This is a genomic window from Saprospira grandis DSM 2844 (assembly GCF_000275825.1).
GTDB lineage: Bacteria > Bacteroidota > Bacteroidia > Chitinophagales > Saprospiraceae > Saprospira > Saprospira grandis_A.
Genome location: NZ_JH719942.1, coordinates 1027578 through 1043041, shown reverse-complemented (window position 1 = coordinate 1043041; position 15464 = coordinate 1027578). Strand labels below are relative to the sequence as shown.

Here is a 15464-nt window from a genome sequence, read left to right as displayed (position 1 = left end):
CTAAGGGTTTAGAGCAACTCTACTAGTGTTTCTGTTTTTTTGTACGCAATAGAAGGGCTATGAGAAGCAACAATGATTTGTGCATCTTGATTAAGCTCTTGCAAGAGTGGAATGAAGTTGCGCTGCCATTTTATGTTAAGAGAGATTTCGGGCTCATCAATTAGGATGAGTTTTCGTTCTCTACTCAATAAAAGAATGAAAGTCAATATATTTAGTAGTTGCTTTTCACCACTTGATAACTCTTGGAGTGTATGCCCTCTATTTTCTTTTATAGAGATATAGGCTTGTTCTTTTGTTATAATTAGTTTTTTGCCTTTGTACAAATGGGAATTGAAAACTTCTTGAAGTTTTTCTATAGCCTCAAGCTTTAGATTTTTTTGCTCAGCACTTTTTAGCACTTCAAGAAGAAGAGCTCTAAATATTTTACTATCTGGGATAGGAGCATTTTCCCCTTCCTTTAAGAACATACGAACTTTATCAGCTAGACTTGATGTGTGAATTTGTACTGCTTGAAGAATATAGTCAGCATGTCTAGCAATACGGGTATTAAAATCCTTAGGAAGATCAAAGCTATTTTTTTCAGTCTCTATTTCTATTGCTTTTTCAATAGTGTCAAAAAAGGCTAAGTTGATATTTTCTCTAATTTGTTCTTGCCCTGCTTTATAATAGTTAGTCAGAATTTTACTGATTTCGTTAGCAGATAGTTGATGAACATTATAGTGAGGAATATGGCTCATATCATCCTCAAACTTAATTGGTTCAAGATCTGAATAGCCGCTCATGGTACAAAAATGCTGAAGCTTACTACTTAATTCTTGCAATTTTGAACTGAATTCTTGGCTTCCCTTTTTAGAAGCAATACTAATCAGTAAATCTAATTGATTTAGAATCTCTAGTAATTTTTTAGGAGAGGCTCCCTTGAAATCCATTTTGTAATTATGATAAAAATCATCTATAGCTAATCTTATTTTCCGTATAGAGCTATGAAGTACACCAAGATATTGCTCTTTATTAGCCTCAAAAAGTAGTTGTTCTAGTTTTTTGAGCGTTTCTCTTAAGTCTCGTTCATCCGAAAAATCACCTAAAATAAAGTGTTGGTTATCGTGTGTTGCTCTTGTTTTGCTTTCATTAGAACTTCTCATAACGCTTAGAAAGATACTCTTGATTTGTGTGAGCTCTTCCCAGTTATTCCATTCAAAACCTACTGTCCAGGTACTTATGTTTTTAGCAGAGGCTACTTTCTCTAGGCCGTCAATTGTGTAGTTAATTTCTATTTTTTGTACTTGTTGACGGTTGAGTGTAAGTTCATCTTTGTTAAGAAAGGCAAAAAGCAGTTGAAGTAAAGTGGTTTTACCAGAGCCATTCTCTCCATAAATAACTGTAATAGGACCACGGGCTAGTTGGATATCTTTTTGGTCTTCAGAGTCTTTAAACCCATCTATATGTATATGATTTATGCGAATCATTTGTTTCTATATTAGGTGTTTTAATTAGAAGTAAGATACGTTTAATTAGAGCTTAAGTACTAATCCATAATGCTTTTTTATTTCCTAGCTTACTTCCTCTGCCTCGCAGCCTAAAACTTCCTGTATAAATTTTTTAGCAAGTCCTCATGCTCTTGGATAAACTGTACGCACTGTAGCCCTAGTTGTTCTACTAGCTGCTTACGACTTTTTTCTTGACTAAGCTGTTTGAGTGTTGCTTCTTCTTTGGTGTTTACATTTAAGTTTTCCTTTTTAGGAAGCCAGCCCTTTAAGCCTTCTCCCGATAGAATTTTTTTTTCTTGGTCACTGAGGCCTCCACGACCAGGGTTAGCGAGAAGACCAACATATAGGTCGCCTCCCCAATACCCCTCAGCACTAAAGGATTCAATGTTAAAGTAAAGTTTATAAGGGTGCTTTTCTTTATGCGGCAGAATTACAATTTTAGAGTACTTAGCGTTAATCTCGAAGCAAGGCTCTACCCGATAAATGGCACTATCTAGGTTTTCTGTTAAGTAGTCAATAAGGTCTATCCTAAAATCATTTATAATTTGAAGCCGAACTGCTTCAAAATGAGTGGCAATATCTAATGCGGCCCCAAAATGATGCTTAATAAGCTTTTCTATTTCTTTCTTTTTGTCTTCGTTTAGGCTCATTCCGCAAAGTTCTTTTATAGTGTTAATATACTGCTTCAAACATTCTCTAAGAATAGGTAGATCTACTGCAATACGCTTGCAGTCCTCTAACCAAGTTAAAATATCTTTCTGATAAGAAAGCCCATAGTAGTCTGTACCTTCTACTAATTTTCTCTTAGTACTCTTTTCTGAAGGAGCTCTCCCTTTTAGATTTAAGTAGAGCAAAGCCGTATTCTCTTTCCCTTTCAAATGATTAGCATAACGCAATAGTTGATTCTCTTGATCGTCCGCATCAATTTTATTCTCGATTGCAATAGTGTGTAGCCCATCTGTAATATAGATATCTATGCGACCACCTTCATTTGCTCTCACTTTGCCTATAAATTCCTCAGTATTGACTCGAGTCCGCTCTGCTTTTAAGTTGCTTAGTTTAGATAGATCCTCAAATTTCTGAGTGAGCATGTTTATAAAGGCCTTTAAGAATACTGTCCCCTGCTGATGACTGCCCTGAGGATGGAGTAAATCCGCTATAAAGGGACTATGTAGTTTATCTTCTTTTCGATCTAATTGCAATAGACTAAAGACATTGTAGTTCGCCCCTGTAATCCTAGCTGTCTTATTATGAAATTCTCGCTCTCGTTCTACTGCCCGTAGCAGTGATTGGTAGTTTTTAGTCATTGACTAGAAGTCTTTGGTTTAGGAATGACTATAAGCTACAAAAAAAAATCCCGACATCTTCCGATATCGAGATTTTTTGGTGCCCAGAACAAGAGTCGAACTTGCACGCCTGTAATTAGGCACTACCCCCTCAAAGTAGCGTGTCTACCAATTCCACCACCTGGGCAAGAGTAATTATGCACTATCGTTTCCTCAAGTGCGATGCAAATATAGGCGCTCCAATTGTTTTGTCCAAATAAAGCGCCTACTTTTTTGCCTAAATTTTAAATTTCCATAGAGTGGAAAACCTTCTGCACATCGTCATCATCCTCAAACTTATCAATAAGGTTCTCTATCTCAGCAATTTGATCCGCATCTTCCAACTTTTTACTCGCATTGGCAAAACGCTGCAAACTAGCCTCTTTTACCTCCAATCCCAACTCTTCCAACTTGGCTTGCATGTTCCCAAAGTCCTCAAAGGCCGTATAAATACAAATCTGATCCTCATTCACCTCAATCTCTTCGGCTCCTCCATCAATCAATTCCAACTCCAACTCTTCCATATCCAACCCCTCGGCATCAATGATAAACTCACCCTGACGATCAAACATAAAAGATACCGAACCCGAGGTCCCCAATGAACCATTAGAACGACTAAAATAAAAACGCATATTGGCCACCGTCCGAGTCGGATTGTCCGTCAAGGTCTCAATAATAAAAGCTACACCATGAGGCCCATAACCCTCATATACCACCTCCTGCAAGTCCTCCGCATCCTTAGAGGTCGCCCGCTGAATGGCCGCCTCTACGTTCTTTTTAGGCATGTTCGCCACCTTGGAATTCTGTACCGCCAAACGCAATTTCGGGTTGTTCTCCGGATCAGGGCCCCCCTCTTTTACCGCCAATGCGATCTCTCTTCCAATTTTTGTAAATACCTTGGCCATCTGGCTCCAACGCTTCATCTTGCGCTCCTTACGATATTCAAATGCTCTTCCCATGATATATTATTCGTAATACGGTTTGTTAATATCTGCTCAGGACCCTAAGCCCCAAAAACAAGCCCCAAATTTAACAAAGCTTCAGCAAGATAACAAGAATTTACTTCAGCCTTTTTATTTGGGGCCTCCGCAGCTTCGCTGCGGCGCTACGCTTTGGGGCTCGCAGGTCTGCTCGGCCCTTCGTCGCTTCGCTCCTCGGTCTGGCCTGACGGCCACCCCGCCGCATCGCTAGGCCGTTTGGCCCTGCGGGCCATTGCTGCCGCATCGGTTACTCCTTTCAGTCGTCGAACTGCAGCCTAAAGGCTTTGTTGTGGCCGTTTGGCCCTGCGGGCCATTGCTGCCGCCACCCAAACCCACAAAAAAAACAAGCCCCACAAAAGTAGAGCTTGCCTGTAACCAATATATAAACACAAAATCTAAAACAATAACTAACTACTCAACAATAGGCGGCTCCACCTCATCATTGCTCTGCTCTTCCAAACCATTGTTAACGCTACGCTTGAAAAACTGAGATATCTCCTCTAACCAAAAATCAATGCCCGGAATGTCTTCCTGGCTCATGTTCTTTAGATGTCGATACAGACTATAAGAATACTGAAGGGTATCATAATCCAAAAGCGTCCGAGTGTCGCGAATTTTTTCCTGTAATTCTACCGCCTTTTGTTCAAAACGCTCAAATAGTTTACGCCCCTCAAAGTCTTTTTCATACTCCACAGTATCAAAGTAGCTCGGAAGCAACTGCCCCTTGGCCCGATAAAAATCATGCGCCTTAAAGATAAATAGTTTGGCCTGCTCATCTATACTCCCATAACGCTGACGATCCTCCGGGCTGATGTTTACAACATGACCATCAAGCAACTGCTCAATAGTCTCGAATGCGCTCTGAATCTGCTGGACCGTAGCCGCAAGCAATTCAATGCTAATCATGTTTCTTCTAGACATAGTACTAGGTATTTATTTGATTAAGAATTAGATGTCTAACAACTAGAGCTCTTTAGTAAAAGCAATGTGCTCTTGCGTTATTTGCGTTATAAACATAGGGTAAATAATTTTATAATGCAAGTTATAACTAATAAAAAATACTTTAATAGGCTATTTTTTTGTGTTTTATAGAGTTTTGGCTCTTGTTAGCAGTTGTTTTAAGGACTATTTCTAGCTGAGGGCCTGCGCATTGCTATCAGTCAGAAGGTTGTAAAAGTTGCTCAGCTGTAGTGATGTAAAGGAGTAAATGACTGTTTTTATATTGTCTTTAAATCCATCTCCCCCTCTTTATTGCTAGTATTTTCCTCCCGAGGGGTAGAGTAACCCCTCCTGAGGGGTAGAGTAACCCCTCCCGATGGGTAGGGAAACCCCTCTTGAGGGGTAGGGCAGCCCCTCCCGATGGGTAGAGTAACCCCTCCCGAGGGATAGAGTGACCCCTCCCGAGGGGTAGAGTGACCCCTCTTGAGGGGTAGGGAAACCCCTTCCGATGGGTAGAGTGACCCCTCTTGAGGGGTAGGGTAACCCCTCTTGAGGGGTAGGGTAACCCCTCTTGAGGGGTAGGGTAACCCCTTCCGAGGAGAAACCTCAATATTTTGTATGTTGGAATAAAATAAAGGCCCTCGCAGAGGGCTGTCCGAAAAGCTAGCCTAGGGGCTTGTCCCTAGGCGATAAAAAATAAATGCAGCATATTTTAAATAGTCTCAGCTAGCGCATAGCCCAAACAACAAAGCCCCCTAGCTGCGGCAAGCAACTAGGGGGCAAAGCAGAAAGCAAGACAAAAAACAGCCCGCTAAGGCAATGATTGAAAAAAGGCCAGTATGTTTTTGGCCTCAGCGCCCCAATAAGCATAGTTGTGCTCGGCCTTGGGGGGAGCAGAGTAATAGAGTAGCTCCTGATCTAAACGGCTTTGCAAGCTATCAAAAAGTTGTTTAGACTGGGCAGGCGGGACCACCTTATCGGCTCCGCCATGCCCAATAAAAATAGGGGTTTGCCAGTCGTCTATGCGAGCAATAACATTATCCACCGTTTTCCAGCGCTGACTAAATTGTATATAAGGTCCATAAAAGTTGCGCATCAGTCCATCATTGGGCATCTGGCTTTGGTCAAAATCTCCAGACAGGCAGGCCACTGCGGTCCAACACTCGGGCGCAGCCAAGGCCAAAAGAGCCGCTCCTCGGCCCCCCGTAGAAATGCCCACTAAGAAATTGTCTTGCCCATCTACTAATAGCCCATATTCTAGCTGCAAATATGGGAGCAGACTATCTAATACCCAGTTTTGGTCGGGATAGCGCTTGTAACGAGCCTGGGTTTCTGGAAAATACTGACTACTATATAAGGAGCGTCCCATCTCGGGCATAATGAGTAGATAACCCGCCTCCAAAAAGGTCTGGCAAAAGAGAGGGGCTTTTTGGCAGGCATCCTCCTTCGGGAAATTATAGCCAGGCAAAATAATCACACTGCCCTTAAAGGGGGTCTTGGGCAGTTGTATATCCACCTGATGCCCCCCAATCCTTAGGGTCGTCAGACTGTCGCTAAATAGGGCTAGCCGAGGCTGTGGCTCTTGGCGAATAGCGGGGGGGAGTTGGCTTGGGGGCAAACTATCTATTGGGTTACTATTGGCAAGGAGGGGGGCGGGCTCTGCCTCTGCCGATTGAGCAGGCTGGCAGGCGGGCAGTAGGCCCAAGAACAACAGCAGCAAAAGGCCCAAAAGAAAGGGCGACTTGCCAGCCTGTTGGGCGGTATTCGGCGCATTTAGTACTAGGGCCGAAAGGCCCTTTTTGGCTGCCCCTAGGGCAGTTTTTGGTTTTGGCCTAGCGATGTGGAGGGGGGCGGCGCAGCCGCAGACCGAGGCGGCTATGCCGCCGAAGGGCCGAGCAGACTTGCGAGCCCCGGAACGTAGCGCCGCAAGGCCTTTGGCCGCAGCGGAGGCCCCAAAAGAAAAGAAACTAATCATAACGGTAGAGGATAAAATTATTGAAAACATTGGATTGACGGGCGGTGGGTTGCTGTTGGCCCTGGCTGAGCTCTAGCACCCTTTGGCTAAGGAAATCCCGCAGTTCTAGGATGGGGATTTGGCCATCATTATTGAGGTCGGCTTTCTTGCTTTTGATGCCCTCTAAAAGGGCGTAGGTAAAGAGGCCGTTGCCCCATTCATCGGATTCATAGGCCAGCTCGAAGCCGCCAGCGGCAGAAATAACCGTGACTCCCCGCTGCTGTTCTAGGTCCGAAAAGAGGGCCTTCATATAGGCAAAAGAGTTGTTGAGTCCTGTTTTGGGCCGAATCAGGGTACTGCCCGACTTGCTTCTTTTGAGGATGTTTTGGGCAAAGCTACTGACCGACTTCTTCTCGGTTTCTACCTCCTTATCGACCTCTCCAGAGTGGCAGGCATCAAGCAGGAGCAGGCGGTTGCGGCAGGGGAGCCCATCTAGTAATTGCTCCATATCATCATAGGCCCAGCTTCCATTTTGGGGTTGCTCAAATTGGCTGTTGGGGAGGGCTAGATAGTAGTTTAGGCTGTCGTCTAGCAGGCCATGCGAAGAGATATAAAAGACAATTTGGTCATTGATTTTGGCTTGTAGCATAAAGGCTCTAGCGCTTTTTTGCAGTTGCTCTAGAGGGGCATTGGGGTCTAGTAAAAGTTGGTGAACCCCTTCCTCTTTTCTGGCATGGGCTAGGGCCTTGCCTAAATCTTGGGCATCTTTCTGGGGGTACTTCAAATTGCGGCTACTATCTCTAAACTCACTGACTCCAAGGCCCAAAAAGTAGAGTTGGCTGGCTTGTTTTTCTTTGGGTTGGTAGGCGAGTTGAAAGCTCTGTTTTGCACTTTCTAGGCCTGCGGCATTGACCACTGAGAGTTGAATTTTGTTGGGGCCTTGGCCCAGCGGAATGCTTAGCTCTTGGCGAAGACTATCGCCGGCCCTGCTGCTTAGCTCGATGCCTTCAGCTTGAGGGTAGGGCACGCCATTGACAAAGATGCGGAGTTTTTTGAGTTCCTCTTGCTCATCGAAGGCTAGAATCTGGAATTGAATCAGGCTATCTTCTACATAAATGGGCAGTTGCAATTGATTGACAATTTGGAGTTCGGGGAGTTGGAGTTTGCGCTCTAGTTGTTCTTCGGTAAAGCCGAGTCGCCGCACTCTTTTTTTCCAGGCCTTGGTATAAATATTTAGTTTGCGTTGGGCCTTGGTGAAGGGGGCGAGCACCTTATCGGGGCGGTTAAATCGGAGATCAAATTGATCATAGGTATAGAGGTCGCCAGCATATCTAAAGCCGAGCCCAGCGGTATTGCTTCGGCTCGTTTTATAGTAATTTTCGGGCGAGATAATGAGGTAATCTAATTCATTATAGCCAATAAAAGAGGCGGCCAGGGCACATTTTTCTATATCCCAGGCCTTAATCAATCCATCTTCTGAGCAGCTATAAGCCTTTTTGCCGAGGGGGTCAAAGGCCAAGTCATTGATGCCGCCATTATGTCCTTCAAATTGGCAGAGCAGTTGTTTTTGGGGCCAATCCCAGAGCAGCACATCAAAGTTGATGACCTCCTGATAGGCCGTTTGCCCCGTCAATAAATATTGGCCATCTGGGCTAAAGGCTGCGCTTTGGATAATGCCCTCTTTGGGGCTGCTTACTTCCTCGATGAGTTCGCCTGTTTTATAGTTGTAGAGCAGCAGCTTGCTTAGCTCCTCTACTCTTTTTTTCTCTTGATTATAGACGACTTCACTGACCGCAAAGAGTAGGGCGGGCTGTTGCGGATGCAGGCAGAGCATTCGCCAATAAGTAGCCGAGCTAGGCAGGGCAAATCGAGTACGTTTTTGGCTGCTTAGCTCTAGGCTGTAGGCTTGGTTTTGGGCGGCGGCCAGGAGGTAGTCGCCAGCAGAATCAAGCAATAGACTTTTAAATATGGGTAGGGCAGATTCCTTAGATTCAATCTCAATTTCTTGTTCTAGTTTGTAGTTGGGCAGCTTCCAAATAGAGTAATAGAAGCGGTTATTTAAGGGGTTTTTAAGATTGACATCTACTTGTAGGGCGACTATTTTTTTGCCATCGCCACTTAGGGCAAAGGCACTGCAATTGTCTACCTTTTTTTTGGCCAGCTTTCTAAAACTAGGGAGTTGGTAGACCGTTAGTTCTGGATTAGATTTTTCATGAAACTCAAGTAGGGCCAGTTGTTTTTTATCTTGGCTTTGGCTAAGGCTTTGGGAGCTATGGATATAGCGTTCAATTTCTCCTTTTTTGATGGACCAAGAGCGCAGCCCTCGGGTTTTACCCATATTAACAGAGAGGAGTTTATCGCCTTTGGGCGAGAGGCCCAATTGGGTGATCCACTTAAAGTGCCCCTTAAATAGCCCCCTTTCTTTGCCCGTTTGGGCATCCACTAACTGCAGTCCTCTGAGGTCATTCATCTTGCCCGTCTTGCGGTTCACTTCGGTGCGAGTAATGGCCAGCCCCATAAACTGCCCATTGGGGCTGGGGCGAATCTGCTGGCCAATATTTACCTGCACCAAATCGCCTTGACCAAGGCCTTCTTTGCCCCAACTTTTCTTATTGACCACTAGCTCTTCTTGGAGCTGAGGGCAGCTATAGACCTTGCATTCGGCATGTAGGTCCATAATCCAGAGCCGCTCGCCCGATATATCAAAACAAAAGTCTTGTACCGGATTGAGCCCCTCAATACTGCCTATGAATTTCCCGCTGCTATAGGCCCAAACATCTATGGCCATGCGGCTGCCGGAATAGGCCGCCAGATAATTCTCATTGGGCGAAAGCAGCAGCTTGTAATAGCTCCCTTTGCCTACAAATAGTTGTTCTCTTTGGCCCGCTAGGCTATAGGCCCAAATGCTATCAAGCCGTTCTGGAATAATCACACGGGCTGTTTTTTGCCCCAAAATCCAGTTGCTCCAATTGCGCATAAAGGGCTTTGGGCTGTAGTCTATGGCCCCCGTTTTTAAATCTACCCAGGCTATGCCCTCGGGTAGTCGGACCATCACATGCCCTGGCTTAGTCTCCGAAAATTGTAGGCGTTTGCTCTGGGCATCTACCTCTATCTGATGCAAAAGTTTGCCTTCAGGCATAGACCAAATACAAAGCAACCGACTGCCGATAGAGACCAAAAACTGCCCATCTTTAGAAAAACCAACATCCGTAATAGCCGCCTTATGGCCCCAAAGGACTTTATACTCTTGCTGTAGCCGCATCGACCAAATGCGCAGGCTGCGGTCATCGCCAGCCGTGGCCAAAAAACGCCCATCTTCCGAAAAGGCTAGGCAGCGGACATTACTGTGGTGGCCTTGGCTCACCACCAATTCAATATCTTCTTTTTGGGCCAAAAGTGCCCCGCTACTCCAAAGCAGGAGCAACAATAGGAAATAACGCATCATTATACTGCTTATTAAGAAAAGCCTTATGCTCTTATTTTGGGGCTGCCCCGGCCTTTGGCCGGGTCGGGCTGTGTCGTGGCTCGCAGGTCTGCTCGGCCCTTCAGCGCTAAAGCGCTTCGGTCTGGCCCTTTGGGCCACCACTATCCATCCCTCAGCCAGATTTAATCGCGCTGCTTTGGCCATAGTTTGCTATGAATTTTCTGCTAGGCCAGCTATTTTTTAAGGGCATAGCCTTCGCTATGGCCGAGAAAAACAGGGCCGACTAGCGGGAAATTGCTGCAAACTATAAAAGTGAGTGCGTTTAAATCTGGCTATTGCCTGCGGCGGCTTCGCCGCCTGTCCACCGCAAAATGGACCAAAAAAGAGCGGGCTTAAGTCTAGAGAAATCTTTTTTTAGTCTAAAGAACTGCAATATACCAATCCTAAATTCTACATTAGAATAGCTAAGCCTCGCAAAACTAACTGCTTTACTCAATGAAGACCAATGAATAGCTATTCAATCAAAATACTTAGCCTACTGCTGCTAATGCTAGGTAGTAGTTGCCTGTTTAAAAATCCAGCCCCAGAAAAGGACGTTGATATGCAAAAGAACTTAATTCCCTTAGAAGACTTTTTCCGTAATCCCGCTAGTAGTGCCTATAAGCTATCTCCAAATGGGAAATATATGGCCTACTTGGCCCCTTATGAAAACCGCAAAAATATCTTTGTTCAAGATGTCGCTCAAGAGCAAGCCCCTTTGCGCCTCACCAAGGTGACCGACCGCGATCTTTCTGGCTTCTTTTGGGCCAATAATGAGCGCTTGGTTTATGTGCGAGATCAGGGCGGAGATGAAAATTTTCATCTCTTTTCAGTAGACCGAGCGGGCCAAGAGGAAATAGACCTTACGCCCTTCGATAATGTTCGGGTAGAAATTATTGATGACCTCCGCAGCAATGAACAACATCTCATTATTGGGATGAATAAACGCAACCCTCAAGTCTTTGACCCCTACCGCCTCAATATCCAAACGGCGGAGCTAGAACTCTTGGCCGAAAACCCAGGAAATATCACAAGCTGGAAAACGGACCATCAGGGGCGGCTCCGCCTAGCTATTGCTACCGATGGGGTAAATAGTAGTTTGCTCTATCGGAAGAGTGAACAAGATAGTTTTCGCTTGGTCCTCAATACTTCTTTTAAGGAAACACTCTACCCGCTTTACTTTGATTTTGAAGGTAAGGAGGAAATCTACGCCCTCTCTGATTTGGGCCGAGATAAAACGGCAGTGGTCAAGTTTGACCTAAAAACGGCTAAGGAGACAACACTCATTTTTGAGCACCCCGAGGTCAATGTTTCTTATATGTCTTATTCGCGTAAGCGTAAGGCCCTTAGCACCATTTCCTATATTAGTTGGAAGCGAGAGTATCATTTTCTGGACTCTCAGGTGGCGGCCATTTATAAGCATCTAGAAAGCCTTTTGCCGGATTTGGAGATTGTATTGAGCAGCACCAATGAAGACGAAAATAAGTTTATTGTCCGCACTTATAGCGATCGTTCTTTGGGGGCTTATTATTTCTATGATTTGGACCAAAAAGAGCTGCGCAAAATAGCGGAGGTGAGTCCTTGGCTACCGGCCAATCAATTGGCGGAAATGCAGCCCATCAGCTATCGCAGCCGAGATGGCTGGCAGATTCATGGTTATTTGACCTTGCCCAAGGGCAAGGCGGCCAAGAACTTGCCAGTGGTGGTTAATCCACATGGAGGGCCATGGGCCAGAGATGTCTGGACCTTTAACCCCGAGGTGCAGTTTTTGGCCAATAGAGGCTATGCCGTTTTGCAGGTCAATTTTAGAGGAAGTACGGGCTATGGCCGCAAATTCTGGGAAGCCTCTTTTAAGGAGTGGGGCCTCAAGATGCAAGATGATGTCAGTGATGGAGTAGATTGGTTGATTCGGGAAGGCATTGCCGACCCTGAGCGAGTAGCCATTTATGGCGGAAGTTATGGGGGCTATTGTAGTTTGGCGGGGATTACGTTTAGTCCAGAGAAATATGCCTGTGCTATAGATTATGTGGGGGTATCTAATCTCTTTACGTTTATGGAGACCATTCCGCCTTATTGGGAGCCCTACCGCAAAATGCTACATGAAATGGTGGGTGACCCCAGCAATGAGGCCGATAGTATTCGGATGCGGGCCAGTTCTCCTGTTTTTCATGTAGATAAAATCAAGGCGCCTTTATTGATTGCGCAGGGGGCCAAAGATCCTCGGGTCAATCAGGCCGAATCGGACCAAATGGTGGCGGCCTTGCAGGCAAGAGGAGTAGAGGTAGAGTACATCCTTAAGGAAAACGAGGGCCATGGCTTCCGAAATGAGGAAAACCGCTTTGAGTTTTATGGGCGGATGCAACGCTTTTTGGCCAAGCATTTAGCTAAGGATTAGGGCCTGACTTTTGGGCCAAAAAAAGCGCCCCGCTGCCATTGGCAGCGGGGCGCTTTGCTTATTATAGGGCCAATAAAAGGGGTTGGCCTAAGGGGCTCGGCCCAACTGCGGCCTTGGGCCGCAGAACTGGCCTAGCGATGTGGAGGGGTGGCCGAAGGCCAGACCGAGCCAGCTTGCTGGCGAAGGGCCGAGCAGACCTGCGAGCCCCGAAACGTAGCGCCTGCCGCAAGCAGGAGGCCCCAAAACCTACTCCTCTAAACCGGGATCCTGAGTTTCTCCTTTTTTATCTAGCAGATAGGAGAGGGGGCTTCCGGCCAGCAGATTGCCAAAGACCTCGACAATACTTTTTCCGCCAATAATAGATAGCGGGGCCATACTTTCGGCCATTTTTTCGGCCAGGGCTTTGTCGCCAAAGGCTTGTAGGGCTGCGATCAGGTTGGGGCTAACGGCTTCGGCTTTTTGGACCACCGCCTGCACCTCGCCCTCCAATTCTTTGAGGCGTTGTTCGAGGGCGCCCTTCTTGAGTTCGAGTTGGAGCAAGCCAGTTTCTTCCTCATCTTGGCGTTGTAGTCGGGCAATATGGAGGGCCTTTTCTTGCATCTCCATTTGGGCTGTAAGTTCTTGGCGTTCTAGATCAATGCGGGCCGCTTGGCTGGCCAACTTGAGCATTTGGGCCTGTTTTTCTTCTGCCTCTTGGAGCTCAAGGGCAAACTGCTTCGTTTTAGAGCGGCTAGCGGCAATTTTCTGGGCCATTTCTTCGGCTTCTTGGCTATAGAGCAACTCCTTTCGCTTATTGTCTAGCTCTAGCTGGCTGCGAATATCTTGGTGTTTGCTAGTAAAAAGCAGCTCTTGGATTTCCTCATCTAAGATCTTAATATCGAGGACCTCCAGCTCATAAATGTGCATGCCATTTTCGGTAAATAGGCGGCCTGGGCGGCGGCCATCCTGCTCTTCGCCTTCGGGTCGGCTACCTAGAACGATATTGCGCAATTCGGCAATCCCTTCGGCATAAAAATCGGCCAAATTATATTGCTTAATGGCATTTCGGAGGACCGATCGGAGGTGGTCGGTGAGGAACTTGACATAATTTTCCACATCGAACCATTTTTCGGGATTGCCCGTAAAATTGACCCGATAAGAGAGGTGGATATCCAGTTCGCAAAAATCGGCAGTTTCTACCCGCAGCAAATCAGACACCTTATTATTGAGGATGCGCAGATAGACCGTTCGCATTAGGTTTGCATCAGATTTTGGGGTGCCCGTAGAGAGCTCGATGCCCTGTAGGACCTCATCATAATCGAGTAGGTAAGTATTGGGCCCAACAATAACCTTACGTTCTCCCAACTTGCTTGTAATGAGCACGGCATAGCCGGTCCAGGCATCAATAGTAACGGCACCTTCATACTTACTATCGAGGACCAGGCTATTGTTGTTTTGGGGTTGTCGGTTTCTAGAAAAAGAATTGCTGACGATACCTTCATAGACGCTTTCGCCATCTTCATTTTCCTCCGAGAAATCCATATCAATCAGGGCCTGTTGTTGTTTGGCCATGGGCGGCAAATTGAGTTTGTTCCGCTTTTTGGAGGCTTTGCGCAGGCGGGCCTGCTGTTGTTTAGAGAGCTCTTGCAGTTGGAGGTTATATTGCAGGGCCTCTTGATTGCCAGGGAACCAAAGTTCTACCTGTTTGGGGCTAAGGATACGGCGTAAAATCATCTCCTCTCTGGGGTCGGCCAAAAACATGGCGGGTCCTTTTTGCAGGCTAATTTTTCCGCTCTTTCTGTTTAAGACATAGCGGCCCTCGCCGGGGGGAATAGCCACTGCTTGATAGATTTCCTGTTCGCCATATTTGATCAGGGCTTGTTCTGGGCGGGGAAAATAAATCATTTGTTCTCGGCCCGTAATAAAGAGCTCATCGCCCACCTTATAGCTTTGGCCATTTTCGGTATAAGGGGCAATGATTTTAACATAAATCCCGCTATTTTCATCTAGTTCAATGGCCTTAAACTTGCGGCTGCCATTTTTCTCAATAAAGCGTTCGGTAGGGCGAGGAAAGACGACATCGGGTCCTTGAATATAGCGTTTATTGCCATCTTCATCGAGCAAAATACAGTACTCTAGGCGCTCTAAAGTAACGGCTGAGCGGACATAATTTCCCTTTTTGTCTCGGAGCACTTCAATTCCTGTGGGGGGAATATAAAAGGACACATTGGTCCCTTTAATCACATGCAATTGGCCCATACTGAGGCGGTTGGCATCAATGCTATCCTTGCTTTGTTGCTCTTCTTCTAGTCCTTCGGGCTGGCTATGTTGAGGCGTAATTACGGCATTGTCCCAATTGGCGCGGGCTTGTTCCTCTTCATAGACACGGACCAGCAAGTACTCATTGGAGCGCAGATGATGGCCCTCTAACACTTCGGCCATTTGGCCGGGCCAAAGGGCAAAAAAGTTGGGACCAGGTAAATTTACCTTGCGCCCAATTTGCAAAGAAGAAAGCTGGTTGGAGGTCCCAATCTGGGGCGGTTTATTATCAGTTGCAGGATTTTTTAGGATAATATACCAGCCTTCTGGGGCCGTGCAAAAGGTCTGAATAGAACCGTCCAAATCACAAATGTCAAAGACTTTTGTCTTTTTATTGAAAAAAACGGGCTTGTCAGTATTGGCCATACTAGTTTTATAAGGCCCTACATAAGTAATGACATTTCCCTTGGTTTGGTCAGAAATAAAGGCGTACTCGTTGGGGGCGAGGACTAAATCGCGTTCGCGGCTGTCTCCCATAATGAAATGATTTTGAGGTTAAACATGGACTTAGTTTAATATCTAAACTAAGTGTAGACAGCAGCAGAACTCTAAGCGCTTGAGATAAGTTCCAAGGCTAAGAAAAAAAATAAAAAAAGCCGCAAGCGGATGAGGCTTGCGGCTTT

Annotated in this window: 8 protein-coding genes and 1 tRNA gene; 1 reads left to right on the top strand and 8 read right to left on the bottom strand. The window is 45.9% G+C overall.

Annotated features, from left to right (window positions below; translation table 11 throughout):
• Positions 1 to 8: 8 nt before the first annotated feature.
• From SAPGRDRAFT_RS04840 to SAPGRDRAFT_RS04810, 7 genes are all read right to left on the bottom strand, one after another.
• Positions 9 to 1466 (bottom strand): AAA family ATPase, encoded by a 1458-nt coding sequence (locus tag SAPGRDRAFT_RS04840; protein ID WP_002657640.1) that lies wholly within the window; start codon positions 1464 to 1466, stop codon positions 9 to 11.
• 110 nt (positions 1467 to 1576) lie between these two features.
• Positions 1577 to 2794 carry a PD-(D/E)XK nuclease family protein gene (locus SAPGRDRAFT_RS19810; RefSeq protein ID WP_002657638.1) on the bottom strand — a complete coding sequence of 406 codons (1218 nt, stop codon included), beginning with the start codon at positions 2792 to 2794 and terminating at the stop codon, positions 1577 to 1579.
• Between the two features lie 77 nt (positions 2795 to 2871).
• Positions 2872 to 2960, bottom strand: a tRNA-Leu gene (locus SAPGRDRAFT_RS04830).
• A 97-nt stretch (positions 2961 to 3057) separates the two neighbouring features.
• Positions 3058 to 3771 carry a YebC/PmpR family DNA-binding transcriptional regulator gene (locus SAPGRDRAFT_RS04825; RefSeq protein ID WP_002657636.1) on the bottom strand — a complete coding sequence of 238 codons (714 nt, stop codon included), beginning with the start codon at positions 3769 to 3771 and terminating at the stop codon, positions 3058 to 3060.
• 432 nt (positions 3772 to 4203) lie between these two features.
• Positions 4204 to 4713 (bottom strand): hypothetical protein, encoded by a 510-nt coding sequence (locus SAPGRDRAFT_RS04820; RefSeq protein ID WP_002657634.1) that lies wholly within the window; start codon positions 4711 to 4713, stop codon positions 4204 to 4206.
• Positions 4714 to 5542: 829 nt separating this feature from the next.
• Entirely contained in the window at positions 5543 to 6460 is a 918-nt protein-coding gene (locus tag SAPGRDRAFT_RS04815) for an alpha/beta hydrolase family protein (protein ID WP_253271270.1), read from the bottom strand.
• Positions 6461 to 6698: 238 nt separating this feature from the next.
• The gene (locus SAPGRDRAFT_RS04810) at positions 6699 to 10130 is read right to left on the bottom strand and encodes a caspase family protein (RefSeq protein WP_002657631.1); all 3432 of its coding nucleotides are present in this window, start codon (positions 10128 to 10130) and stop codon (positions 6699 to 6701) included.
• A gap of 580 nt (positions 10131 to 10710) precedes the next feature.
• On the opposite strand from SAPGRDRAFT_RS04810, the gene SAPGRDRAFT_RS04805 reads away from it, so the two are divergent.
• Positions 10711 to 12543 (top strand): S9 family peptidase, encoded by a 1833-nt coding sequence (locus SAPGRDRAFT_RS04805; protein WP_002657627.1) that lies wholly within the window; start codon positions 10711 to 10713, stop codon positions 12541 to 12543.
• A 246-nt stretch (positions 12544 to 12789) separates the two neighbouring features.
• On the opposite strand, the gene SAPGRDRAFT_RS04800 is transcribed toward SAPGRDRAFT_RS04805, so the two are convergent.
• Entirely contained in the window at positions 12790 to 15318 is a 2529-nt protein-coding gene (locus SAPGRDRAFT_RS04800; RefSeq protein ID WP_002657625.1) for a hypothetical protein, read from the bottom strand.
• Positions 15319 to 15464: the final 146 nt, after the last annotated feature.